The organism is Paenibacillus sp. 01L418 (assembly GCF_056400045.1).
This window is the reverse complement of record NZ_JBFTSN010000001.1, coordinates 1-26,021: the sequence shown is the minus strand read 5'-3', so window position 1 is coordinate 26,021 and position 26,021 is coordinate 1. Positions and strand designations below refer to the sequence as shown.

Sequence of the window (26,021 nt, the reverse complement as noted above, 5' to 3'; positions counted from 1 at the left end):
AGTTTAGCAAATAAAACAAAAACAGCAGGTTAGAACGCCGCTTAAGAGCGTTCTTGCCTGCTGTTTTTCTGCTTATATTACAGCATGCTCAATGTTTACTGATCATCGTCAGTTTTGTTGCTGCCTTCATGACGCCTTGGATGCTGCATATGAGCCTCTGGGTTATTATCATCATCATGCGGCACCAGCCTCGGATCAGTATGCCCCTCATGATGATTATTGAAGAAGAGCTCAACGAGCTGCCACTCGGTTGTTCCAAGCATCGGATCTGCTGGGAACACATCTCCGCGTTCGAGCTGCTCTTCACGTCCCCATTCATTGCGGTAGGTGCCTTTTACTTCAACAGGCTCACCAGATAGGGGATTCATCTCATTATGGTTATTATCATTGCTCATATGGTGTCAACCAACCTTCCTGTCCTTATAATCCGTGCTTGGGCACAGCTGAACGATCGGCATCTGACTGCAGTTCGCTCGCTGACGATTTGCTGGCTAGATTGCGGTCTGCTCGGGATTGCGCCTTGCTTGCTGCCTTCTGTTGATCGGATGGCTGTTTGCCTGACATGTGGTCACCCTCCTCGAGAATCTCATCGTTTTTTTATTTTCTTTATCTTCAGAAGAAGATCCTCAACAGTGTGCCACAAAAGGATGAAATGTATGAGTACAAGGTGGAAGAACAGGAGCAAACTATAATAAGTGGAGTCCGCATGAGGGGCAAACCGAATCACGTTCAGTGACGATCTCATCGCAAGCGGGACATGGTTCGGAAAATGGTGCTTTAGCAGCTGCGGCATCATGTATGAGCTCGCCTTTGCCTTCTTTTATGGCGGAGGATTGTTCGGGATTCGGACGGAGATGGGCAGGCGTTCCGAAGATCGTCTCCACCATCTCTTTCATGTCCTTAAATTTATCTGAGTCATCTGTAACAATTCGAATGAACATAAACATGCCGGCGAGCAGAGCAAACGCAATGACCAGCACGATCGTCGTAGCCCCAACATCAAACCATGTGAGGAGAGGGAGAGGCGCTTGTACAGGCAAACTAGCCAAGATGGTCCATGAAAACATACTCCATCACCTCACCCATTCAGCTGATAGCGGGATTCGAGACGTTTGCCCCCGAACCACATGACCAGAACAGCAGTAATCGAGACGAATATACGCCAAGGCTCATTGACTAAATTGCCAATATCGAAGCTAATCAAGGAAATGCAAAATATCATAACTGCCTTCCCAAGCAGTGTAGCGAGCATAAAAGTAGGGAATGGCACCTTGCTAAGTCCGGATACGACAGTTATAACAACTGAAGGTGTAAAAGGGAAGCAAGCCAGCAGGAATAGCGGCGTGAAGCCGCGGCGTTCAACCCAATTGAAGAACCGCTGCGACTTGGGAAATCTTCGCTCTAGTTTCCCTTTTACATTGCGTCCGAGCTTTCGGCTGATCCAAAATACGCAGAAGGCACCAGCGCTTACACCGATCCATGAAAAAAGAAATCCAAAGCCGAGGCCGTAAATGTTGGCATTAGCCGCAATGATAAGAATTAATGGGAGGAAAGGGAGAAACGATTCAAGCATGGGAAGCAAAATGCCGGGAAAAGGCCCCCATTGCGAATAGCTTTCCAATGTCCATTGGATTGAATCGAGATCCAAGTGTTTTAAGTATTCAAGCCAGTTGCGCCAATCATCCATAGATCTAACCCCGTTCTACTTGTTTGTAGCTTTTTCATTTGTAGCGAATGCCGGAAATGGGAACCATAAATAAAATAAACCGATCAATCCAAAGAGGATTGCGCTTGTCCAAAAAACGGATGCTTCTCCGTTCCAAGCCGCGATTAAGCCGCCAGCAGCTGGACCGATCATAACGCCTATTCCTTCAAAAGTGGATAATACGCCCCAGCCAAGCCCTTCTTGATTAGGTGGAACATAGGCAGCGAGCAGCGCATTCCAAACAGGCAAAATAGCTGAATAGGATAATCCAAGAGCAGCCGCTATTAGTAAACAATACCAGAACGAAAGTCCTGATGCCAGCATATATAAACCAAATGCAAACGCTCCAAATCCAGTCACGAGAAACCATTTTTTATTAACCAGCTTATCGGCAAGTTTCCCCATGGGGATGAGTCCACCTGCAGCAAAAAGTCCTCCGGCCGTTAAAAGAATGGAGTATTGCGTGCCTGAGATACCCAGCTCCTGATTTGCGAAGCTTGGTAAAATGGGAACGAGCATGCTTGCGCCTGTCGTCTGCAAAATCATCCCCGGCAGCAGCATCTTCATATGGCCGAGTCGTTCCTTCAGAATGACGAGCTGCGTTCGAAATGGCATACGGTTTGATGCAGCAGCCCTTTCTTTGCTCATGAAAAGTGTTAATACGCATGCAGCCACAGACATGCTGACAAGCAGCTTGTACGTAAAAGATACGCTGAAATCGAGCAGAATATTACATACGATCGGACCGCTTCCTAGTCCCACCATCCAAATGGTGTAGAGCGTTCCCATTTGAGTTGCACGCTGCTGCTCAGTTACTTTCGTTAAACATACGATCCAGATCGGTGACATTCCGATGCCATATAGTGCGGCTGCACCAATGAACATCCATGGCAGCTCGGAGAATTGCAGCAAATATATGCCGATCAGCGAAATAATTAAACCTGCTTGAACGACGATACGAGTTGAGAAACGATCGAGCAAGTAGCCAATAGCCATTTTGAGCAGCGTATCGGTTAAATAATGAGCTGAAATCGCAGCGCCGATAACATCAGGTGATAGGCTTAATGTTTTTGCTCCAAAAATAGGCAGCAAACTAACAAGAACAGCACCTCTTACAAACTCCACAACAAACAAAATAACGGAGATAAGTCGCATCTCCGCTCCAAACCAACTTTTCTGATTTGTAATCACGGGCAAGCCCCTTATCCATTATAAAGTGATTGCTTTCTCCATTATACGTAAGTTGGATAAAATATCCAAAACGATGCTATCTGCTGCGGTTTGTGAGGCTTGAAGCTGTTTAGTGGATTGTCTGCTATTAGTAAGACGTAATGGATCATGAACGAGTTTCAAAATTTGTTCCGTCAGCTCATTCACCTCATAGGCAACGACAGCTGCGCCTTTGGACTTAAGATACAATGCATTTTGTTTTTCTTGTCCAGGAACTGGCTTGTAGATGAATATGGGCAGCTCGGCAGCGATCGCTTCTGATAATGTAACGCCACCTGGCTTAGTGATGAGGCAATTAGATATAGCCATAAGCTCGTGAATAGACTCAATAAACCCGTACACCTGCAGGCGAGAAGCTCCTTCATGTGCTTGAAATTGTTGCTCAATAATATTTTTCATAAACAGATTATGTCCGCATACGAGCGCGACCTGAACCTCAGCGTTTTGCAGCAAGCTGCTGCAAATTTGCGATACATCAGGCAAAACGCCCTGCGCTCCCGCCATGATTAGGACGATAGGTTGATTAGGATTTAGTTTATATCTCTCGTAGAGCTCGCTTGAGGCGGCTGTTGCACGGAATCCGCGTTTGAGCGGAATGCCGCTCACTTGAATTGCCCTCTCCGGTATTCCCAGCGAGGAAAGCTCTAATCGGAGATCCTCTGTAGCGACATAATAGCGGTCGACGCTTGGATGAACCCAGCGCCTGTGAAGATCAAAATCGGTAATGACAGCATAGGAGGGAGGATGAACGCTTTTACGTTTCTTAAGCTTCGGCAGAGCAAAGCTAGGGAAAGTATGCACGACGATATCCGGCTGCTCGACTGCAAGAATACGCCTAATTTTTTCTGTACCGAAGGAATGAAGAAGCCCGCCAAACAAAGAATCATGCTTCATTAGCCTTGTGAAATCATACACCCAGCCATATAGCGAGGGCATATGCGTATAGCTCTTTAAGTAAAAGCGCTTAGCAAACTCATTTATCCAAGGGTGAGATTCTGCCATGAGATCGACCATTACCGTACGATAATTGCCATGCTCCTCCCAAGCGCTCTTAATCGCGCGAGCAACCTGAAGATGGCCTTCTCCATATGAAGCGTACAAAATTAACAATTTCGGCTGCGGTTTTTCCTCGAAACGTATCATAGACACACCTCCTGCCGTTAGTGTAACGAACATTTGTTATGCGATTGTGAACGGCGTTTGGTTACTTTGTGTATTTTTAGTATAATGAATACGCAATCCATCCTATTTCAAAATTGAAGGAGCGATGATTAGAGTGCAATACACGAAACTAGGAAGATCTGGACTTCGAGTAAGCCGTTTATGTCTGGGCACAATGAATTTTGGCGTGGACACGGACGAGAAGGAATCATTTCGTATATTAGACGCAGCTCTAGATGCAGGCATTAATTTTATCGATACCGCTAACATTTACGGTTGGGGCGAGAACGCAGGCCGTACAGAAGAAATTATCGGAAAATGGTTCAAGCAGGGCGACGGACGCCGTGAACGTACGGTGCTGGCTACAAAAGTATACGGCGACATGCATGATAATCATGACGGTCCGAACCGTGAAGCGGGACTATCCGCATATAAAATTCGCAGACATTTGGAAGGTTCGCTTAAGCGTCTTCAAACGGATCATATCGAGCTGTACCAAATGCATCATGTGGATCGCAGTGCAAATTGGAATGAGCTTTGGGGAGCATTCGAAACAGCAGTAAACCAAGGCAAGGTTGGCTACATAGGCTCAAGTAATTTTGCCGGCTGGGATATTGCAGTTGCGCAAGGCGAAGCGAAGGCAAGAGGATCGATCGGTCTTGTATCTGAGCAGCACAAATATAATTTGTTATGCCGTTTGCCGGAACTGGAAGTATTGCCAGCTTCGAAGGAATTAGGACTTGGCGTTATTCCGTGGAGTCCGCTTGACGGCGGCTTGCTTGCAGGCAATCATCGTCGTAAAGACGGAGGCCGCCGCAGCGGAGATTCGAAACGATTGGATCAGCATCGTGATCAATTAGATGCCTATGCTGCATTTTGTGACGAGCTTGGCGAGCCTGAGGATCTCGTTTCACTCGCATGGTTGCTTGCAAATCCGGCAGTAACGGCTCCGATTATCGGTGTCCGCACGCTGGATCAATTCGAGCGCTCGCTTCGCGCAGTTGAAATCTCATTAGATGAATCTGCACTGAAACGTATTGATGAAATATTCCCTGGTCCTGGCGGAGATGCACCGCGCGCTTACGCCTGGTAATGACAAACGCCCCGTATCCATTCATGGATACGGGGCGTATCTTATTCACATCATGCCGATCAAATCAACAAGTTAAACAAAACAGGGTCCTTGTTCAGCTCAAGAAATTGAAAGCCCTTCTTGCTCATACGAGCAACGAGCGGATCGTAATCCTCACGGTGCGTAAGCTCGATGCCGACGAGCGCAGGACCGTTGTCTTTGTTTGATTTTTTGGTGTACTCGAATCGTGTAATATCATCATTAGGACCTAGCACGCTGTCGAGAAATTCACGAAGCGCTCCTGCGCGCTGCGGGAAGCTGACCATAAAGTAATGCTTGTAGCCCTCATAGATGAGAGAACGTTCTTTGATTTCCTGCATCCGATCGACATCATTATTGCCGCCGCTGACGACACAGACGACCGTCTTGCCTTGAATTTGATCACGGTATGCTTCTAGCGCAGCAATGGGCAGTGCGCCTGCCGGCTCGGCTACGATGGCATTCTCATTATACAAATCGAGCATCGTCGTACACACTTTTCCTTCAGGTACGGAAATAACATCGTCAAGCAGGTCTCTGCATAGCTCAAATGATAAATCACCGATACGTTTAACTGCTGCGCCATCGACGAATTTTTCAATTTGATCAAGGGTAACGACTTCACCTGCATCAAGCGATGCTCTTAGTGATTGCGCGCCTTCCGGCTCCACGCCAATTACCTTTGTTGTCGGTGAGACGATTTTTACATAAGATGAGACGCCGGCTGCAAGCCCGCCACCGCCGACAGTCACGAATACGAAGTCAGGTACGGTATCCGCGGCTTCCATTAATTCTTGTCCTACCGTTCCGTTTCCTGCGATGATTTTGGGATCGTCAAAGGGATGTACGAAGGCAAGGCCATTGCGGTTGCTCTCTGCGACTGCTTCGGCATAAGCATCGTCAAAGGTGTCTCCTGTAAGGATGACTTCTACTTGCGATCCGCCAAAAAAGTTAACCTGCGTCACCTTCTGGCGAGGAGTTGTGCTGGGCATGTATATTTTACCGGGGATGCCAAGTGTTTGGCACGAGTAGGCTACGCCTTGCGCGTGGTTGCCGGCGCTGGCGCAAACCACCCCTTTAGCGAGCGTTTCTGGTGACAGAGAACGCATCATATGGTACGCTCCGCGTATTTTGAAGGAACGAACGATTTGCAGGTCCTCTCGTTTTAGAAGAACATGACATCCAAACCGCTCGGACAGCACACGGTTATGTTGAAGTGGTGTTCGTGTAATGATATCCTTTAAGTGCATTTGAGCTTGAACGATTTCTTCAAGCCCAATACGATGCAGCGGTATAGGATTTGTGTTCATAGGTGACCATCCTCTCGGCATTTTTTTGATCAACAGTAAAAATGATTGGATTCATTATAGCACTATCATTATGAGATGACGTAATAGAAATCGTTTATCTGTATAGCAAGGAGAGGATTCACATGGGAAAAACCTTAAAAAGACTTCTAATGAGCTTCATTGTTATTCTTTTACTGCTTGGCGGCGCACTATGGTGGTTCCTGTCTTACATTGCACCGGATGAGCCGCTGGACATGAGCYACGCGCCGATTGATGTGAAAGAGAAAGCGCTGGATATGGTCAAAAAGATGAAGCTGGAGCTCGTCCTCAYGGAATCCGATATTAACCATTTGATCAAAATGAATATGAAAGACGAGCTTGCCATCAGCAGACCAGAATCCGCTGATCAAGAAATGGCGAGGGATATTCATCTAGATGGGGCAAACTTTGACCTCGAAGAGAACAAGCTGATTGCACAAATGAATATTACCTATAAGAACAAAATTCCTGCGAGATTGGATGCGGTATATTCACTGGACTGGGAGTCTCCAAACATTATTCTTAAACCCCAATCGCTTTCTGTCAAAGCTATTCAGCTGCCGCTAAGTATGCTAGAAACGATCGTCATTCCACTAGATTTGCCGGCACAGGAAGTTGTAACGGTGAGAGATGTACAGTTCGAGAATAATCAGATAAAAATTCGTTTCAAGCTCCAAATTCAATTAAAGCTGTAATGAACGAAGAATCTTGGAAAAGAAAACGACAGATTAAGGACGAATCCTTAATCTGTCGTTTTTCATAATTTCGTTTTTTAAGAGATGCCTAATCCAGCGCTAGCATAGCCAGCTACAAGATTGACAAGTGATACACCAGTAGCTGTAGCAGAGAAGACAAGAAGAAGGCGTGTTCCAGCAGTAACAGGAATAGATAAACCTGGAGTAATGCCGCTGCTAATAGTGCCTAGAGCCAGAATGCCGGTAAGTGGAGGAGCTAATGTTACAACAGCGCCTGGAACTGCAGTAAACGAATTGTTTGGAGTCGTTGACTGGTAAAGCTGAGCAGTAATAGTTACTGTAGAGTTGACAAGCGAAAGCGCTGCTGTTGTACTGAAGTAAGCTGCAAGAGAAGTGATCGTACCATCGCGCGGCACAGAGAAAGCAAAGTTAAGAAGTGTTCCTGCAGCGCCTGTGAGGTCGATTATACCGCCAAGTATACTAACGCCTACAGCGGAGGAACCAAAACCTACCAGACTCGAAGTTCCTACCAAACCGCCTAATACTGTCGTTAATTCGGTTGGAATGCCTGAAGCAAAAGGAATAATAGCGCCCGCACCATCAATACCAGTAGCACCAGTAGCGCCAGTACCACCAGTAGCACCAGTAGCGCCGGTAACGCCAGCAGTACCAGTAGCACCAGTAACACCCGGATCTCCTGTAGCCCCAGTAGCACCGGTAACACCAGCAGTACCGGTAGCGCCCGTAGCCCCAGTAACACCCGGATCTCCCGTAGCCCCAGTAGCACCGGTAACGCCAGCGGTACCAGTAGCGCCAGTAGCTCCTGCAACACCTGGATCTCCAGTAGCACCAGTCGCTCCAGTAGCACCAGTCGCTCCTGTAGCTCCTACTCCTGGTCCTGTAGGACCTGCTGGACCAGTAGCACCGGTTACGCCGCTAATACCATTTGCACCAGTCGCTCCCGTAACTCCAACTCCAGTAGCGCCGGTAGAACCCGCTGCCCCTGCAGATCCTGTTGCACCTGTAGGACCAGCTATTCCTTGAGGCCCTTGTGGACCTTGTGGTCCTTGCGGTCCTCTTCTGCCTTTGTGGCCTTCTTCTCCTCGCTCAGCTACGACTTTAACTCTTTGAGATATAATTTTTTTCTTTACAACTATTATTTTGTCATCGTGTTTCTTCCTTCTTGGACTGCAACCTGCAGTCGGTTTTCTGACACAACGTTTCTTATAATAATAATGACTCAGCGAAAACACCTCCTTGTTAGATGCCTTATTATACGGCTGTACTCTATCTATTGATTGGGTATCTATCTGCTATGGTCATAGTCCTTCAACTATATTTGCGGATATGTGTGTTTGTATGGGATGGATGATCAACTACTAAATGATAGAGAAGTAGAAGAGCATGAATGAAGAATAAATGAAGAACAGGATTGACATTATTATTGAGAATGGTTATCATGTATACGAAAGTGATAATCATTATCACTATATGGTGTTGTTCTTTTACTACTGCCATGAAAGAGTTTGGATAGACATCCCCAATAACACCTTATAAGAAACGAAACATATTGCATTATTAGTGAATGGATAACGATATAACGATTATTTTTATAGGAGTGAGAGACATGCAGACTGAAACGAGCAAGCCTTGGAATTGGCTGCTCTTTCCCTTCTCGTCCGTTAAAGCAGGAGCTGATAGCTTGTATGCCGCTTCAGTCGGTCACGGGATTTACCAAATCGATGCTGAAGGAGAATGGAAGAAGCTTGATCAAGGCATGGAAGACCAGACTAATGTAAATCGGCTGCAGTTGCAGCATGATTTGCTGCATGCCTGCTCAAGCAGCGGCTTATATGAATGGAACGGAGAAGCATGGGTCAATGATGGCATATTGATTCCTAGTTATCAGTATCGCAAGATCGGTGGAAGCAGCTATGTTGCAACGGAATATGGGCTTTGGTCCAAGGCTAGCTCCAAATGGGAGCAAATAGCATGCCAAGATAAACGTRTATATGATTTTATGAATTTGCCTCAATATTTGATTATTTCGCATGAGAGCGGCATCTCTTTATATGATCGTTTTATGGATGATTGGGCTCATTTTGAGCTGGATGCAAGTGTAACAAGCTTAGCGGTATTCAGAGGCCACTTAATTGGAACGAGCGATCAAGGCGAGCTGTTTATTGGCGATAAAAAAGGAAGATTTGACCGGATAAGATTCGGCAAACTTTTTATTTTTTCTGTGCAGGCGAAGGGCAATGAGGTTTATGTATGTACGGATCGCGGATTATTCCAGCTTACTTATTTGTGTAATCAAGTAACTCTTCTATCCGTTAAACTTGGTTATCCTGTAACAGATATTGATATGCAAGATGGAAATCTGTATCTCGCTACGCTTTTCCAAGGCATTCAAACGATAAATGTCTAACGACAAAAAATAGAAAGCGGAGGAAAAAAGATGCCCAAAATACTTGTGGTGTATGCTAGCATGACCGGAAATACAGAAGAAATGGCCGAGGCGATAGTAGAAGGCGCTAAGGAAGCGGGTGCCGAGGTTGTTTCTAAAGAGGCCTTTGATGCTACTGCAGATGAGCTGAATCATTATGACGCGATTATTATAGGCGCCTACACATGGGGAGACGGTGAGCTTCCGGATGAATTTCTCGACTTCTTCGAAGAAATGGATGGACTTGATCTTAGCGGCAAGAAAGCAGCCGTATTTGGCTCAGGTGATACATCATACCCAATCTATTGCGGCGCTGTAGATACAATTGAAGCGAAGCTGAAGGAGCTCGGCGCAGAAATTGCGGGAGAGTGCATTAAATTTGAATATAACGCGTCGGAAGAAGAGAAAGAGCAAGGAAGAAGATTAGGACGCCAAATTGCGGGTCTTGTAGCGGTAGCCGGATAGTGGAACGAGAAAGGCGGACTTTGTAATGGAGCAGTTGCCAGCGATTTTGAGAGTGGAAGACTATAAGCTAGAAGAGCTGCTGCGTTGCCCCGAACGGTTCGCTCGAAGAAAATCCGGTCGCAAGCAGGAAAGTGACGTGAATTGGCGGCAGCTTGTTCAATATGCAGCCAGCCACACGGTAAACGACTTTTATCGTCAGTCCAAAGAGACCCGCGGAGTAGAAACGATACATACTTCCGTTGAGAATTGGTGGACGAATCGCAATTATAAATTTCATTCCGACGAGCATTTCTTGCAAATGAAGCAAACGATTAAGGAGCATTTGGCAGCCTTCTTGCTTGGAGGCGGAGCACCGAGTATGCCGATTATCTTTTATGAGCAAATGACGGCTTATGTAGAGGAGCTCGATTTGGAGATTTCACAAATCTTTCATTTGGTTTCTGCCGAGCAAGAGGATTCGCTTGATCATTATATAGTTCAAAAGCTAGCAGTAGATACAGATGAAGACGCTCTTAATCTATATTTTCATATGACATCGGTATTTTGTATGAGTGCATTCGAGAAGCTCCCTGACCGAATCGAGGTGTTCTCCCTTTTAAGCGGTAAGCAGGTCGTGTTCGTGCCTGACGAGCAATCGCTTGAGCTTTCTTATGATTATATGTTTTTGGTCAAAAGCTTGCTGCCGGACGTAGATTTCTTTAAGGTTAATTCGGGCTCGGATGTACAGCTGGTGATGTGAAATTGCTGCTGAAAATAATACAAAATTTGCAAATCCCCCAAGTCATTTCCGGAAGCGGAATGGTGGGGGATTTCTTTTGTTGTAGACAAATGAAATGGTTTTCAAGTAACATGAGCAGTAGTCATTTTTTGCACATTTACACATGATTATTAATTGTGAAGTTTATTTTACTGTGAAAAAGTAAGCGTATGCTTTTTAAGGCAAGTTTTGCTAGGTAAATTGAGCATAGGCTAGGATGGCAGGCTTTGCTATGCAAAAACTGGATTAATGTTTATGGAGAGAGTTTTGCTGCGCAAAACAAAGGTTATGAGTATGAAGAAGTTTTTGCTATGCAAAACAAAGCTCATGCTTACGAAGTAAGTTTTGCTATGCAAAACTTTAGAAGGAGAGAGATTAGGTTGTCAGAGGAGCTATTACTAACGTTTCGTTCACCACCATTGCCATTTTTCATAGAATCCAACCGTTTGGTTTATCGTGCGGGCGAGGAGCATCCGAATCGGACGAACCTCGGCGTATTTGATTTGTTGTATGTGAACAAGGGAGCACTGCATGTAGCAGAGGATAATCGCAGATGGACGCTCGGTCCTGGAGATGTGCTTATTTTAAGGCCGGACCGCTGGCATTATTCTACACGTCCATGCGAGGAAGAGACTGTGTTTGATTGGATTCATTTTCAAACAGTAGGCGCTTGGGAGGAGACGGTAGGCAATCAAAGTGGATCGCTTAGAGGGGACTACTACACTTATGCCATTCGTCTGCCTAAACAAATGAAGCTTACCTACACGGATGAAGCGAGTCTTATTTTCTCGCAATTGCATGAGGCTTCCAAAGGCTCGTCACATGGCGCGTTCTGGGATCGGCAGCAACGGTTTCTGCATTTGCTTCAAATGCTGGACGAAGGCTGGCGCTCGGATGCGGCTAAAGCTGCCGTATCGGTAGCAGAGCGTGCGGCTGCCTACTTAAAGCTGAATTATCGTACACCAATCAGCAACACGATGCTGAGTGATGTGCTGGAGTTACATACGAATTATATTACTCGCTGCATGAGTGAGGTTTTTGATTGTACGCCGCAGCAATATTTGCTTTATTATAGACTCGATCAAGCAAAGCTGCTGCTTATTAAGACAGATTGGACGATTGCAAAAGTAGCAGAGGAAACAGGCTTCCGGCAGACGCCGCATTTCTCAAGGCTGTTTGCATCCCATACGGGAATGCCTCCTCTTAAATTCCGAAAAAGATTTACGATGTAGGTCGAAGGGTTTTGAAGAGTAGAGGAACTATTTTCGGCAAACTGTTGTTTAGACTTTCTAATATTCTGAATAGGAACGTTGCATAAATATCGCGACTTTAACAAAAACTGGATTCAACAACGTGAAAAGGGTGGTCGCGATGATTGAACGGTTTTCGTTAACAGCAGATATTGGCGATATAGTGGATATGTTTCAGGTAGGAAAAGTAATTCGGGGGCATACAAACCGATTTAATGCAGCTCCGACTCAGATGGTTTCGATTGTCATGAATGATCGATTTGATCAGCGGACAATGGAGGAATCGAGATGGGGGCTGTTTCCTTTTTGGGCGAAGGATGCGGTTAATGCAGATCATATGACATTGTCCGAGAAGCCTTTCTTAGAAAGAATGCTTCGCAGACAAAGATGTGTGCTGCCATGCAGCGGCTTTTTTGGTCAAAAGCAATTCGGAAAAGAGCGTGATCCGAGGGCGATGCATATCGTTGTTCCAAGCCAGCAGCTTTTTGGCATAGCGGGCATTTACGACTGCTGGAAAAACGTGAGCGGCAAGGAAGTGCGTGCCTTCACTATGATTACCGCAGCTTCGACAGGAGCGATGTCGGTGTGGCAGCCTCGAGTTCCGGTTATTTTGGACGAAGATGGTATGGAAGATTGGCTCAATCCGCGTATTACCGAATTCAGTGGATTGCGGAAGCATTTAGAGGCTATGGACACTTATCTCATGCGCGCCTACCCGGTAACGAATGCGGTGCATGATGATCTGTACGAATCGCCGGATTGCATCCGTGAAATCCGTCCTGATTTTGCTTAAGTAAAATGAAGTGTAGTTAACCAAAAAGGCGTCCTATCTCTGACTCGGCTCTGTATGCGGCCGAAACAGGGTAGACGCCTTTTTTTGATTTTTTAGTGGACGGGGTTAGGTGCTTGAATCAGATATATAATGATTTAGTTGGTTGTAAATGGAATCAACTTAAGTAAAAAATTTTAAGCACGATACGGGTGAGAGGCAATTAGATGAAAACTAGGACATTTAAGCGCGAGCGCGTTGGAGCTCTGTTGTTAATAGCGGAACGACCTCGAATAAATCGCCTACGATGCCATAATCAGCAACGCTGAAAATAGGGGCATCGGGGTCTTTGTTGATAGCGACAATGACGCGAGATTGGCTCATACCCGCCAGATGTTGAATAGCGCCGCTGATTCCGCAGGCAATATAGAGCTGAGGTGTAACAACTTTGCCGGTTTGCCCGATTTGGAGGGCATAATCACAGTAGCCGGCATCGCATGCGCCGCGAGAGGCGCCGACTGCGCCCCCGAGCGCTGTTGCCATCGCTTGCAGCGGCTCAAAACCTGCTGCGCTGCGAACGCCTCGGCCGCCGGACACGACGACGTCGGCTTCGGCAAGATCAAGCTGCCCGCCGGCGCGGCGCACAAGGCTGCGCACGGCGGTATAAAGCGGCGGCACCGTGAACGGCAGCTCCGCTGCGGTGCCCTTTATATCGGCGGCGTCCAGTGGTTCTGCCGCCGGCAAGTTGTTCGGGCGCACCGTGATGACCCACGTCGCGCCCGAAATAAAGCTGCGCCGCTCGAACGCCTTGCCGGCGTAGAGCGGGCGGGTAAATAAGACGTCATTGCCATCGTCAGATGTTTCGATGGCAATGACGTCAGCGATGTGGCCAGCGCCATGGGCAGCGGCCACTCGGGGCGCGAGCTCGCGCCCCAAAGCGGTGTGGCCGAGCAATAGCGCGTCCGGCCGCACCGCAGTTATGGCTGCGCCGAGGGCGGCGATGTACGCCTCGGGCGCAAAGGCGCGAAGGGCCGGATCGTCGGCGATATGCACGACGTCCGCGCCCCGCGCGATCAGTGCGGCGGCTTCATCCGCCGCACCGCCGAAGCAGGCAAGGACGGCGTGGACATGGCCGTCCTTGCCTGCGAGCCGGCGCGCTGCGCCGAGTGCCTCGAGCGCCACTCGGCGCAGCGCGCCATTCCGGCTTTCTGCAAATACGAGAATGGTTTTGGACATAGGATACAGCTCCTCTTCCACAGCTTTTACGAATAAGCTTAGCTCTTACACGTTCAACTCTATAATCAGTGATTGCCCTGTTTAGGTATCGTCTTAACGGACATGAGAGCTGTTATTTCTGGGTTTTAGGGCGAAGTTACTTTTCTAACGGACATGAGAGCCGCTACTTCTGGGTTTTAGGGTGAAGTTACTTTTCTAACGGACATGAGATCCGTTATTTCTGAATTTAGGGGCATAAATTATTATCTAACGGACATGAGATCCGTTATTTCTGAATTTAGGGGCATAAATTATTATCTAACGGACATGAGATCCGTTATTTCTGTATTTAAGGGCTAAATTACAATTTAACGGACATGAGATCCGTTATTTGCCCTAAATGGCACCCAAACGCTCGATATTTTATGAAATAAGGGAACCTATGTCCGTTAGATCGAGAAATAGAAGGTTTTACAGCAAATAAGGCATCTGATGTCCGTTAATTGGGAAGGTTTGATTAATTACCAAAGTCCAATGTTGGTCAAACACTGCTTTTGATTTGAGCCACTCTATCAACAAGAGAACTAACTAAATTGTCTAGTAACCAGTAACTATTCAGTTCTTGTCAAATGTCTCTGCATCATTTCTGCTCTAATACCAACATGCCTCAGCACAAATCCACTACCTGCCCAATACCAACATGCCTCAGCACAAATCCACTACCTGCCCAATACCAACATGCCTCAGCACAAATCCACTACCTGCCCAATACCAACATGCCTTAACACAAATTTACTACCTGCCCAATACCAACATGCCTCAACACAAATTTACTACCTACTCCACTAGCTAAATCCCCCAGCCAATCTCCACTACCCCTGAACAGTCCAACTACACTGAATAAGTCATGTTCCTATAGAAGCTTTCTTTGCTCCTGCAGGGGCGAGACAAGTGCTGCTTGCTGGGCTGGCTCGCCGGGTAAGCCATTTGCCTGCAGTGCACGGAGGTGGAGGGGGGGGAGCTGCGTGCACGCAGTACGTGGCGAAACTCGCCTTCTAGTGAAAGCTCGCCACTGGCGATCAGCTTAGCTCCAATCCCAACCTCCCCCAGCCAAACTCGACTACCCCTGAACAGTCCCAACTATAATAAAAAGTCACGTCCTAAAGAAGCTTCCCTTCCTCCCGCAGTGGCGAGACAATTGCTGCTGCTTGCTCTGCTTGCTCTGCTTGCTCTGCTTGCTCTGCTTGCTCTGCTTGCTCTGCTTGCTCTGCTTGCTCTGCTTGCTCTGCTTGCTCTGCTTGCTCTGCTTGCTCTGCTTGCTCTGCTTGCGCTGCTTGCTCTGCCGGCTCGCCCGGGGAGCCATTTTCCAGCAGCGCAAAGAGGCGGCGGGGGCATCTGCGTGCGCACGGTTCGCGGCGCAACACTTTCAAGTGAAATCTCACCACTAGCGATCAGCTCAGCTCCAATCCCAACATCCCCCAGCCCAACTCCACTACCCCTTACAGCTCCCAACTATAAAATAGTCGCGAACTCAAAGAAGCTTCGCTTCCTTTCGCAGCAGAGACACAAGAGCTGCGGCTTGCTCGGCCGGGTCGCCGGGGAGCCGTTTGCCCGCTGCGCGCGGAGGCGGCGGGAGCAGCTGCGTGCGCGCCGTGCGAGGCGAAACGCTTTCAAGTGAAAGCTCGCCACTGGCGATCAGCTCAGCAGCCGTTATTGTGCGAAGCGGCTTGCGCTTCGCTTTCATAATGCCTGGCAGCGACGGATAACGCGGCTCGTTTAGTCCTTGCTGAGCGGTAATGAGCGCAGGAAGTGGAATCGATACCGTTTCGGTATCTCCTTCAACATCGCGCTCAACTAATGCGTAACGCTCAGCGCTCCCAGCAGTAGGTGAGCTGAGAAGTCCATCGGCAGGCAGGGAGCCAAGCTCCCCAGCAGTTAAGATGGTGACCTTCACAGCTGAAGCTGCATGAGGCAAGTGCAGCAGCTCGGCAATTTGCAGAGCTACGCTTCCAGCGCCGCTGTCTACTGCAAACAAGCCGGCTAGCAGCAAGTCAGGAGAGAGCGGCCTAATTACGGCAGCAAGAGCAGCAGCGACGGCTGAGTTGTCATCGGACAAATCTGCGCTATCAAGCCGAATAGCTTCATCTGCTCCGATAGCCAAAGCGGTTCGGAGCGCCTCTTGCGAGCGTTCGGCACCGCAGGTGATCACGATGACCTCGCCGCCGAGCTGCTCCCGCTGGCGAATGGCTTCCTCGAGTGCGTATTCATCGTAGGGATTGATTACAAATTTGGCGTCACTTTCGTCAACGCCAGCAGGTGTTACAATGATTTTTTCCTCGGTATCGAACGTTTGCTTGAGAAGCACAACTATTTTCAGCATAGAAGCTCCCTCACTTGTACCGCTAATTTGTTGACACTGTCCATCAGTGCTAGGATATGCTGTCTTGGAATTGAATAGACCGCCCTGCAATTGCCCGCTGTGCGGCATGTTCAAGGCCTAAAGCTCATATACATGGAGCACCGCGGCTATTTTTGTAAGCGCTTCAATACTTGTCCGACTACTGCGCGCGTAGGTGCTCGGTTTTATAGCCGGCATATAAGGGAGGCGGGGCGTATGCCATCTTTTTTGGCACTTAGGAATGTCGATCAATGGTTGATAGGGGGAAGATGGGCATTATTCGCGGCGGTTGTGCTGTTTGCTATTACCATGTTCGCAATGGTTGTACAGCGGCGCATCTTGTATATGAGGCTTGGGGTGCCGGCGGTTTTTTCGCGGTATCGACGCAAGTCAGGCAGTAAATCCGGCTTTGYCTCACAAGTGCTAGGCCATCGTAAGCTGCTGAACGATGTGAGAAGCGGCGTGATGCATTTGGTTTATTTTTATGGCTTTATTGTGCTTCAGTTTGGTGCGGCGGACTTGGTTTGGAAAGGGCTGAACCAAGGTGTACCGCTGCCGCTGCCCTATTATAATTGGTTCTCGCTGACGCAGGAGATGACCGTTACGCTCGTTTTTGCAGCTGTGCTGTACGGTGCTTTCCGGCGTTAYGGGGAACGGCTCCCGCGGCTTAAGCGGGGGTGGAAACCTTCGCTCGTTATGTGGTTTATTGGCTCGTTGATGCTGACTGTTTTATTCTCATTAGCATTCGAGCGATTGGCTGCGGAAGAGCGCATGGGCCAGAATGCTTTGGTGCATGGGTCCACTGAAGCCATCGTTGAGGCGAAGTTCGCACCAGTGAGCGCTCCCTTGGCCACTATGCTTGAGAGTGCAGGTATACAGCCGCAAAGCACCGCAGCCCATGCAGGGTTTGAATTGTTTTGGTGGCTGCATCTTCTGGTTCTGCTTAGCTTTCTTGTGTACGTGCCGCAATCAAAGCATTTTCATTTATTGACAGCGCCTGTGAATCTTTGGTTCAGACGCAGCACGCCTCCCGGCCGACTTGTGCCGCTTAACCTAGAGGATGAGGAAGCGGAGTCCTTTGGTGCAGGGAAGGTTGAGCATTTCTCGCAAAAACAGATGCTAGATTTGTATGCATGCGTGGAATGCGGCCGCTGTACGAATGTTTGTCCGGCATCGAGCACCGGCAAGCTGCTCTCGCCGATGCATCTTATTGTGAAGCTGAGGGATCATTTGACCGAAAAAGGCGCTGCCATAACGTCCAAGTCACCATGGCTTCCAGCCAGCCTGCTGCATTCGAAATCGCGTGAGCCTCATGCCCATGTGATGGGAGCGGTGCTTCCTGCTTGGGAAGCTGAATCCGAATGGGGCACAAACATAGCGCCAACCATGGCTGCGCAGGCTGGGGCATGGAATATAAAAGAGAGTGCTAAGCCAGAGGAGGTAGAGCTGATCGGCGAGGTGTTGACCGAAGAGGAGCTGTGGGCATGTACGACCTGCCGGAATTGCGAGGAGCAATGCCCGGTTGGCAATGAGCATGTCGACAAAATTATCGATATGCGCCGTTACTTGGTGCTGATGGAAGGGAGGCTGCCGTCTGATGGGCAGCGCGCGCTGCAAAACATCGAGCGGCAAAGCAATCCATGGGGCTTGCCGCGTGCCGAGCGGGCGGCTTGGATTAACGATTGCGAGAGCAGAACCGGCATTCAAGTGCCGACGATGCAGGAGCTCAAGAAGCAGGGCAAAAAAGCAGATGTGCTGCTATGGGCGGGATCGATGGGCGCGTATGACATGCGGAGCCGCCGTGTTTTGTACGATGTGGTTAGGCTGCTGGATCATGCGGGTATCAACTTCGCTACGCTGGGATTGGAGGAAAAAAGCTCTGGCGATACAGCTAGACGAATCGGCAATGAACTGCTTTTCCAAGAGCTATGCCGCGAGAATATAGAAACGCTTAACAAATATGGCGTAACACAGATCGTGACCGCTTGCCCACATACGTATAACACGTTCAAAAATGAATATCCTGACTTCGGTCTTAGCCCTAGCATCATCGTGGAGCATCATACCGAAATGCTCTCTCGCCTGCTTGAGGAAGGTTTATTGAAGCCGGAGCATAAGATTGAGGAGCGAGTAACCGTGCATGATTCTTGTTACCTCGGCCGTTACAACGATACGTATGAAGCGCCGCGCAGCCTGCTTCGCTCCATTCCAGGCATATCGATTGAAGAGATGGAGCGCTCGGGCTCAAACGGCATGTGCTGCGGGGCGGGGGGCGGTCTCATGTGGATGGAGGAGCATTCTGGAACTCGCATCAACCATGCTCGAACCGCTCAAGCACTTGAAGTGAAACCATCGGTCATCAGCTCTGCCTGCCCCTATTGCCTAACGATGATGGAGGATGGTTTAAAGGCGCTGGGTGCGGATGAGAAGGTAATCGCACGTGATGTGGCGGAGTTGCTTGCCGAAAGTGTTTTTGGCGAATAAGCCGCTGTTTGTCAAAAAGGAGGAGGAGGCTATGACGACACAAGCATCGCAAAATAACTCAAGCACGATTCGCAGAGCCGCAGTGATCGGCTCCGGCGTAATGGGGGCCGGCATCGCTGCACATTTGGCCAATGCGGGGATGCGAGTGACGCTGCTGGACATTGTTCCGCATTCGCTGACGGCAGAGGAAGAACGACAGGGGCTTACGCTCTCTGATGCCAAGGTGCGCAATCGACTCGCAAATGCGGCGATAGCAAAAATGGGCAAGTCACAACCCGCGCAGCTCTACGATCCAGCTTGGTCATCACGCATTACGCCGGGTAATTTGACCGATCATCTAGAGCTGCTGGGCGAGGCAGACTGGATTGTAGAAGCGGTTGTGGAGCGGCTCGACATTAAATGTGATGTGCTTGCAAAGGTTGAATCCGCACGCCGCCCAGGCAGCATCGTTTCTACGAATACGTCGGGATTATCGGCGGCGTCCATGGCAGAGGGGAGAAGCAAGGAGTTTCGGCAGCATTTTGCGGTAACCCATTTTTTCAACCCGCCGCGGTATATGAAGCTAGTTGAGATCGTGCCTACAGAAGACACCACTATCGAGGTTATTCAGCTGTTGACGGAGGTGTGCGAGAAGCGGCTTGGCAAGGGGGTCGTACTGGCGAAGGATACGCCTAACTTCATTGCGAACCGAATTGGCACTTACGGCATGCTCGTTACGCTTGAGGATACGCTGGCATTTGGGCTGACGGTAGAGGAAGCGGATGCCTTGACCGGTCCGGCGATGGGAAGGCCGAAGACGGCGACACTGCGTATGCTCGATTTGGTTGGGTTAGATACGCTGCTGCATGTCGTGGATAATGTGCGGGAGCGGAGCAGCGATCCAGCGGAGCAAAAGGTTTTTGCGAGGCCGCCCCTGCTAGAGAAGCTTGCAGCATCGGGACGGCTAGGTGAGAAAACGGGTGCGGGCTTTTACCGAAAGGTGAAGGGGAAAGGGGGCAGTGAGATTGAATCGCTTAAGCTGGATACACTCGAGTATGGGCCTAAGCGGTCAGTCAACTCAACTGTTATTGATGCGTCTAAGGCTGCGAAGGGTGCGGCGGCAAAAGTGAAGGCGCTGCTTCGCACAGACCCGCAGAACCGCTACGCTAAATTTGCATGGTCCACTATCAAAAAAACGCTGCTTTATGCAGCGGCACAAATCGGTGTCATTGCGGATTCAATCTCGGATATCGACCGCGCAATGCGCTGGGGCTTTAACTGGGAGCTTGGACCGTTCGAGCTGTGGGATGCGATAGGGCTTCGCAAATCGGTGCAGCAAATGCAGAAGGAGGGCGATGCAATCCCAGAGTGGGTGTCAGCTTGGCTGGAAGCCGGACATGAAAGCTTCTATAAGGTGGAGGGAACAGAGCGGGTTTATGCTGCAAGCGGAGCATACAAGAGAGAGGTAGAGGAAGCAGATTCGGTTTCCTTAACGGCATTAAAGGCTGCCGGAAAAACGGTATTGTCCACCTCAGGCGCTAGTCTAATCGATATTGGCGATGACGTTGTACTGCTGGAATTCCATTCGCCTAACAATGCCATCGGGGGTGATATTTTATCGGCGATTCGGCAAAGCACAGAGGAGGTGTCACAAAATTGGCGCGGGCTTGTGATAGCGAATGAGGGGAAAAACTTCTGTGTAGGAGCAAACCTGATGCTGCTATTAATGGAGGCGCAAAGCGGCGAATGGGATGAAGTGGAGGATATTATTCGTTTCTTCCAGAGCAGTATGCTTGGGCTTAAGCGGCTTGACCGTCCTGTCGTAGCTGCTCCGCACCGAATGACGCTGGGCGGCGGAGTAGAAGCATGCTTGCCTGCTGATCGCATTATTTATTCGCCAGAGACATACTTTGGATTGGTGGAAACGGGAGTTGGCCTTATTCCTGCGGGCGGGGGCTGCAAGGAAGCGGCTGCGATGGCAGCTGAACGGGCCTTTATTGCGAATGGCGGCAAGCCAGGCGGAGACCTGCAGCCGCATTTGAATGCGCTGTTTGAGACGATTGCGCTGGCCAAATCATCAACCAGCGGCTACGAGGTGCGCCGTTTGGGATTGATGCGGCCGCAGGATAAGGTCATTATGCGGCAGGAGGCACGGATAGCCGAGGCGAAGCGGGCGGTGCTGGAGCTGGACCGGGCGGGCTACTCGCCGCCAGCGGAGGAGCGTATTCGCGTTGCCGGACGAGAAGGCAGAGCGGTGCTTAAGGTAGCGGTGCAAGCGATGCAGCTTAGCGGCCATATTAGTGAGCATGACGCGCTTATCGCTGGCAAGCTTGGTTCTGTACTCGCGGGCGGGGACATTCAGCCAGGCGCTGAAGTGAGCGAGCAATATTTGCTCGATTTGGAATGCGAAGCATTCCTCAGCCTATGCGGCGAGCGCAAGACACAGGAGCGTATGAGCCATATGCTCGCGACAGGCAAGCCGCTGCGCAACTAGCCTAAAACGAAGGGGGAGAGTGAAATGTCAGCTTCATCACCGTTTGAAGATCACGCTCGTGATGCCGTTATCGTTGCTGCGGTGAGGACGGCGGTCGGCAAAGCATCAAAGGGGAGCCTTGCTGAGACGAGGGCAGAGGATCTTGGGCGAGCTGTGCTGCAAGGTGCGCTTGAGAGTCTGCCCGGCTTGTTGCCCGAGCTTATAGAGGATGTCATCATTGGCTGCGCAATGCCCGAAGGAGAACAAGGCTTGAATATGGCGCGCACGATCTCACTTTATTCGGGATTGCCGGTGACGACGCCAGCAGTAACGATTAACCGCTTTTGTGCATCAGGCCTTCAAGCAATCGCTTATGCAGCGGAGCGAATTAGGCTTGGCGATGCGGACGTTATTGCTGCTGGCGGAGTGGAGAGCATGAGCCATGTGCCGATGACCGGCTTCAGGCTGTCGCCGCATCCTGCGATTGTCGATACGATGCCAGAGGTTTATATGGGGATGGGCCATACGGCTGAAGAGGTTGCCCGCCGGTATGGGGTGACGCGTGAGGAGCAGGATGCGTTTGCAGCATCCAGCCATCGCAAGGCGGCAGCAGCTATTGAAGCAGGACGCTTCCAAGCCGAGATCGTGCCGATAACGACCAGCCGCTCCGGCGTGAACGATGCTGGCCGTCCATGGTCGAAAGTGATCACTTTCGATACAGATGAAGGCGTCCGGCCGGAGACGACGGTTCAGACGTTGGCGCCGCTCAAGCCCTCTTTTGCAAGAGAAGGTACGGTTACAGCGGGCAATACTTCCCAAATGAGCGATGGAGCAGCTGCGGTAATTGTGATGAGCAGGGCACGTGCGGAGGAGCTGGGCTATCGTCCGCTCGCCGTATTCCGCGGTTTCAGTGTAGCTGGCGTTGCTCCTGAGGTTATGGGCATCGGTCCCATTGAAGCCGTGCCTAAAGCGCTTAAGAAAGCGGGAATTACGCTTGAACAGGTCGATCTGTTTGAGCTAAATGAAGCGTTTGCGGCGCAGTGCGTCCCTATCATTAAGGAGCTTGGCATTAATCCTGAAATCGTCAATGTGAACGGCGGGGCTATTGCACTCGGACATCCGCTTGGTTGTACAGGAACAAAGCTGTCGGTGTCACTTATTCATGAGCTTGGTCGCAGAGGCGGCGGTATTGGCGTTGTCACGATGTGTATTGGCGGAGGCATGGGAGCAGCAGGCGTAATTGAAGTGTATAACTCAGACCAATAAGGTCGGCAGGCGGATAAGGGAGTTTGGCAGCATCCTGAAATAAAATATTCGGTTGGCTGAAAGGAGAACTGCGCATGACGGAGACGATACGTTTTGGCGGTCGGTTTGTCGTGGAAGACAGTGTGCCGGAATCGGTCGTGACGCCCGAGGATTTTACGGAAGAGCAACGAATGATGGCGGATGCGGCGCAGCAGTTCATGGATGCGGAAATAACGCCGCGCGATGCGGAGCTGGAAGCTTTAAATTATGATCTGACCGTAGAGCTGATGCGCAAAGCAGGCGAGCTTGGCCTGCTGGGCGCAGATGTGCCGGAGGCTTACGGCGGGCTGGGGCTCGACAAGGTAAGCACGACGCTGCTCGCAGAAACGTTGGCAAGATCCTCCTCGTTTGCGCTTTCGGTAGGCGCTCATACGGGAATCGGCACGCTGCCGATCGTTTTTTTCGGAACACCAAAGCAAAAAGAAACGTATCTCCCGGCACTTGCAACGGGGGAGCGCATCGCTGCTTATTGCTTAACTGAACCAGCATCGGGCTCGGACGCTCTAGGGGCGAAAACGACGGCAAGATTATCGCCAAATGGGAAGTACTACGTTCTTAATGGATCAAAGCTCTATATTACAAACGCAGGTTTTGCTGACTTATTTATCGTTTATGCGAAGGTAGACGGTGAGTATTTTACAGCATTTATTGTAGAGAAAGGCATGCCGGGGTTCAGTATTGGACCGGAGGAGCATAAGATGGGCATCAAGGGTTCTTCAACACGCCCTTTATTTTTTGAAGATGTGGCGGTACCGGTTGAAAACGTGCTTGGGGAGGTTGGAAAAGGGCATCAAATCGCATTTAACATTTTGAACATAGGACGCTTTAAGCTTGGAGCAGCTTGCCTCGGTTCGTCGAAGGAGACCATTGAGCTTGCATCGGCCTATGCCAATACGCGGAAGCAATTTGGGAAGGCAATTTCCTCCTATCCGTTAATAGGCGCCAAGCTGGCTGATATGAACATTCGTACTTATGTGCTTGAGAGCATGGTTTACCGAACTGCGGGCTGGATCGATTCGATGCTGCGGACGACAGAAGAAGGTGGGGCGGCAGTTGAAGGCATGACGGTCGCTAAGGCAATCGGAGAATATGCCATTGAATGCTCGATTATAAAGGTTTTTGCATCTGAGGCGCTTGATTTTGTAGCGGATGAAGGGGTGCAGATTCACGGCGGCTACGGCTATATTCGCGAGTATAAGGTGGAAAGAATTTATCGGGATTCGCGAATTAATCGGATTTTTGAAGGCACGAATGAAATTAATCGGATGCTCATTCCTGGCACGCTGATGAAAAAAGCGTTAAAGGGCGAGCTCCCGCTGCTCCGTAAAGCTCGTTCATTGCAAGCAGAGCTGCTACAGCCGATGCCGATTCCGCCTCTTGAAAAGCCGCTTAGCAAAGAAGCGTTCCGCGTAGGTCAAGCGAAAAAAATCTTCCTCGCCATCGGCGGGCTTGCTGTTCAGAAGCTGGGACTGCGGCTGGAGCAGGAACAAGAGGTGCTGTGTTCTCTTGCTGATCTTATGATCAACATCTTTGCCATGGAAAGCGCACTGCTGCGCTCACAAAAAATATGGAAGGCTAGCCGCGGAGTCGCTTCGGAAAAGACGGAAAATGTTTTAGCGATGACGACAGTTTTTGTGCAGGAGGCGATGGAGCGGGTTGAGTCACTAGCTAAGCTGGCACTTGCTGCGCTAGAGACGGGAGACGGGCTGCAGATGCAGCTGTCCGTCCTCAAAAAGCTGATGCGCGCGCCTATCTCTGATACGGTTGCTTTGAAGCGAACAATTGCCGCTCGTGTCATTAACAGTGAGCATTATGTCGTGTGAAGGGGGAGAGCATGAATGGATTCGCTCAGACCGGAAGATCCGTCTTTGCCCGAGCAACCGTCCACTCAATCTGAAGAGCAAGCGCGCCCATGGCTTCAACATTACCCGAAAGAGGTTTCTCCTTCACTGCACTATCCCGATCAGAGTATCGTCCAGTTTTTAATTAATGCGGCTAATCATCATCCAAATCATCCAGCCGTGCATTTCCTTGGCAAAATATTAACATACCGCGAGCTGCATGAGAATGCGGTTAATCTCGCTTATGGTCTCCTTTCCCTTGGCATAGCCAAAGGAGACCGGGTGGCAATCATGCTGCCGAATTGCCCGCAGGCAGTGGCTGCTTTTTATGGCGTGCTGCTTGCAGGCGGCGTCGTCGTTCAGACGAATCCGCKTTATGTGGAGCGGGAGCTTGAGCATCAGCTGGCAGATAGCGGAGCTGTTGCTGTCATTACGGTTGATCTGCTTTATGCACGCTTGTCTCGGGTTCGAGGCAAGCAGCCGGAGTCGGGCCCGCTGCCGCAGCTGAAGCATGCGATCATCACATCGATTAAGGATGGGCTGCCGTTTCCGAAAAACTTACTTTATCCTCTTAAGCAGCGAAAAGAGGGCTTTCGTGCAGATATTCCATATGGCAGCTTTGGTGTCGTTTCTTATAAGAAGCTGCTTGCAGCAAAGCATACGGATATGAGCCTGCCTGATTCGGCAAAAGGATCTGATCTTGCGGCTCTACAATATACAGGCGGCACAACAGGAACGCCAAAAGGTGTGATGCTGACTCATCGCAATCTCGTTGCCAATACGATACAAATATCTACTTGGTGCTATAAAGCGGAGGATGCTAAAGAGAGATTTTTAGCGGCACTGCCACTGTTTCATGTGTTTGGATTAACGGTATTAATGAATATGTCGGTACTGCGTGCGGGAACGCTTATATTACTTCCGCGCTTTGAAGTGGAGACGGTACTGCAAACGATTAATCAGCAGAAACCTACCATTTTTCCAGGCGCGCCAACGATGTATGTCGCACTCATCCATCATAAGTCCGCGGCAAAAATTGATTTTTCTTCTATTAATGTGTGTGTAAGCGGATCAGCGGCATTGCCGCTAGAGGTGCAGGAGAAGTTCGAAGCTTTAACTGGCGGAAGGCTTGTTGAAGGTTATGGCTTGTCGGAATCTTCTCCCGTCACACATGCCAATCCGGTATGGGAGAAACGCAAAATCGGCACGATCGGCATTCCTTTTCCGGATACGGATGCGGCAGTGATTGATCCTGAGAGCGGTGAGAGACTGCCTATCGGCGAGCTTGGGGAATTAATTGTTCGCGGTCCGCAGGTCATGCGAGGATATTGGAATAAGCCTGCTGAAACGGATCAGGTATTGCGGGATGGTTGGCTCCATACTGGCGACCTTGCTACGATGGATGAAGA

General features: G+C 49.7%; 23 protein-coding genes. 12 read left to right on the top strand and 11 right to left on the bottom strand.

Annotation, left to right across the window (positions count from 1 at the left end):
* Positions 1-95: 95 nt before the first annotated feature.
* The 6 genes from AC1DSE_RS00115 to AC1DSE_RS00090 all read right to left on the bottom strand — a co-directional run bounded on the left by AC1DSE_RS00115 (position 96) and on the right by AC1DSE_RS00090 (position 4,078).
* Complete coding sequence (locus AC1DSE_RS00115) at positions 96-395, bottom strand: transposase (protein WP_339206509.1); 300 nt, start codon at positions 393-395, stop codon at positions 96-98.
* A gap of 25 nt (positions 396-420) precedes the next feature.
* Positions 421-564: a hypothetical protein gene (locus AC1DSE_RS00110; protein ID WP_179089810.1), complete on the bottom strand. Its 144-nt coding sequence runs from the start codon at positions 562-564 to the stop codon at positions 421-423.
* Between the two features lie 122 nt (positions 565-686).
* Positions 687-1,067 (bottom strand): zinc ribbon domain-containing protein, encoded by a 381-nt coding sequence (locus tag AC1DSE_RS00105; RefSeq protein WP_477510916.1) that lies wholly within the window; start codon positions 1,065-1,067, stop codon positions 687-689.
* An 11-nt stretch (positions 1,068-1,078) separates the two neighbouring features.
* Positions 1,079-1,687, bottom strand: a complete 609-nt coding sequence (locus AC1DSE_RS00100) for a TVP38/TMEM64 family protein (protein ID WP_076268400.1) — start codon at positions 1,685-1,687, stop codon at positions 1,079-1,081.
* A gap of 15 nt (positions 1,688-1,702) precedes the next feature.
* Complete coding sequence (locus AC1DSE_RS00095) at positions 1,703-2,896, bottom strand: MFS transporter (RefSeq protein ID WP_477510915.1); 1,194 nt, start codon at positions 2,894-2,896, stop codon at positions 1,703-1,705.
* Positions 2,897-2,914: 18 nt separating this feature from the next.
* Positions 2,915-4,078, bottom strand: a complete 1,164-nt coding sequence (locus AC1DSE_RS00090) for an MGDG synthase family glycosyltransferase (RefSeq protein ID WP_477510914.1) — start codon at positions 4,076-4,078, stop codon at positions 2,915-2,917.
* Between the two features lie 133 nt (positions 4,079-4,211).
* Here AC1DSE_RS00090 and AC1DSE_RS00085 point away from each other — a divergent pair, with 133 nt between their 5' ends.
* A complete protein-coding gene (locus AC1DSE_RS00085; RefSeq protein WP_477510913.1) occupies positions 4,212-5,189 on the top strand; it encodes an aldo/keto reductase in 978 nt (325 codons plus the stop codon).
* A gap of 59 nt (positions 5,190-5,248) precedes the next feature.
* Here AC1DSE_RS00085 and ilvA read toward each other — a convergent pair whose 3' ends face one another.
* A complete protein-coding gene (gene ilvA / locus AC1DSE_RS00080) occupies positions 5,249-6,517 on the bottom strand; it encodes a threonine ammonia-lyase IlvA (RefSeq protein WP_076268397.1) in 1,269 nt (422 codons plus the stop codon).
* A 122-nt stretch (positions 6,518-6,639) separates the two neighbouring features.
* Here ilvA and AC1DSE_RS00075 point away from each other — a divergent pair, with 122 nt between their 5' ends.
* Positions 6,640-7,230, top strand: a complete 591-nt coding sequence (locus AC1DSE_RS00075) for a hypothetical protein (protein WP_477527299.1) — start codon at positions 6,640-6,642, stop codon at positions 7,228-7,230.
* 77 nt (positions 7,231-7,307) lie between these two features.
* Here the strand turns inward: AC1DSE_RS00075 and AC1DSE_RS00070 are convergent, their stop codons facing one another.
* On the bottom strand, positions 7,308-8,483 hold the full coding sequence (locus AC1DSE_RS00070) for an exosporium glycoprotein BclB-related protein (protein ID WP_477510911.1): 1,176 nt from the start codon (positions 8,481-8,483) through the stop codon (positions 7,308-7,310).
* A gap of 374 nt (positions 8,484-8,857) precedes the next feature.
* Between AC1DSE_RS00070 and AC1DSE_RS00065 the strand changes: the two genes are divergently transcribed.
* The 5 genes from AC1DSE_RS00065 to AC1DSE_RS00045 all read left to right on the top strand — a co-directional run bounded on the left by AC1DSE_RS00065 (position 8,858) and on the right by AC1DSE_RS00045 (position 12,941).
* Positions 8,858-9,658, top strand: a complete 801-nt coding sequence (locus AC1DSE_RS00065) for a hypothetical protein (RefSeq protein WP_477527298.1) — start codon at positions 8,858-8,860, stop codon at positions 9,656-9,658.
* A gap of 30 nt (positions 9,659-9,688) precedes the next feature.
* A complete protein-coding gene (locus AC1DSE_RS00060; RefSeq protein ID WP_441877895.1) occupies positions 9,689-10,141 on the top strand; it encodes a flavodoxin in 453 nt (150 codons plus the stop codon).
* A 25-nt stretch (positions 10,142-10,166) separates the two neighbouring features.
* The gene (locus AC1DSE_RS00055; protein ID WP_477510910.1) at positions 10,167-10,880 is read left to right on the top strand and encodes a hypothetical protein; all 714 of its coding nucleotides are present in this window, start codon (positions 10,167-10,169) and stop codon (positions 10,878-10,880) included.
* A gap of 398 nt (positions 10,881-11,278) precedes the next feature.
* The gene (locus tag AC1DSE_RS00050) at positions 11,279-12,130 is read left to right on the top strand and encodes a helix-turn-helix domain-containing protein (RefSeq protein WP_441877899.1); all 852 of its coding nucleotides are present in this window, start codon (positions 11,279-11,281) and stop codon (positions 12,128-12,130) included.
* Between the two features lie 139 nt (positions 12,131-12,269).
* Positions 12,270-12,941 (top strand): SOS response-associated peptidase, encoded by a 672-nt coding sequence (locus tag AC1DSE_RS00045; protein ID WP_477510909.1) that lies wholly within the window; start codon positions 12,270-12,272, stop codon positions 12,939-12,941.
* 219 nt (positions 12,942-13,160) lie between these two features.
* On the opposite strand, the gene AC1DSE_RS00040 is transcribed toward AC1DSE_RS00045, so the two are convergent.
* The 3 genes from AC1DSE_RS00040 to AC1DSE_RS00030 all read right to left on the bottom strand — a co-directional run bounded on the left by AC1DSE_RS00040 (position 13,161) and on the right by AC1DSE_RS00030 (position 16,509).
* On the bottom strand, positions 13,161-14,153 hold the full coding sequence (locus AC1DSE_RS00040) for an electron transfer flavoprotein subunit alpha/FixB family protein (protein ID WP_477527296.1): 993 nt from the start codon (positions 14,151-14,153) through the stop codon (positions 13,161-13,163).
* Between the two features lie 1,139 nt (positions 14,154-15,292).
* Positions 15,293-15,562: a hypothetical protein gene (locus AC1DSE_RS00035; RefSeq protein WP_477510144.1), complete on the bottom strand. Its 270-nt coding sequence runs from the start codon at positions 15,560-15,562 to the stop codon at positions 15,293-15,295.
* Positions 15,563-15,663: 101 nt separating this feature from the next.
* Positions 15,664-16,509: an electron transfer flavoprotein subunit beta/FixA family protein gene (locus AC1DSE_RS00030; protein ID WP_477510227.1), complete on the bottom strand. Its 846-nt coding sequence runs from the start codon at positions 16,507-16,509 to the stop codon at positions 15,664-15,666.
* A gap of 237 nt (positions 16,510-16,746) precedes the next feature.
* On the opposite strand from AC1DSE_RS00030, the gene AC1DSE_RS00025 reads away from it, so the two are divergent.
* The 5 genes from AC1DSE_RS00025 to AC1DSE_RS00005 all read left to right on the top strand — a co-directional run.
* Positions 16,747-19,014, top strand: coding sequence for a (Fe-S)-binding protein (locus tag AC1DSE_RS00025; RefSeq protein ID WP_477527295.1), 2,268 nt, complete (start codon positions 16,747-16,749; stop codon positions 19,012-19,014).
* 31 nt (positions 19,015-19,045) lie between these two features.
* Positions 19,046-21,487, top strand: a complete 2,442-nt coding sequence (locus tag AC1DSE_RS00020; RefSeq protein WP_477510146.1) for a 3-hydroxyacyl-CoA dehydrogenase/enoyl-CoA hydratase family protein — start codon at positions 19,046-19,048, stop codon at positions 21,485-21,487.
* Between the two features lie 24 nt (positions 21,488-21,511).
* Entirely contained in the window at positions 21,512-22,732 is a 1,221-nt protein-coding gene (locus AC1DSE_RS00015) for an acetyl-CoA C-acyltransferase (RefSeq protein ID WP_477527294.1), read from the top strand.
* Positions 22,733-22,806: 74 nt separating this feature from the next.
* A complete protein-coding gene (locus AC1DSE_RS00010; protein ID WP_477527293.1) occupies positions 22,807-24,594 on the top strand; it encodes an acyl-CoA dehydrogenase family protein in 1,788 nt (595 codons plus the stop codon).
* Between the two features lie 15 nt (positions 24,595-24,609).
* Positions 24,610-26,021, top strand: a 1,412-nt coding sequence (locus AC1DSE_RS00005) for an AMP-binding protein (protein WP_477527292.1), incomplete at its 3' end; no start/stop codon positions are given.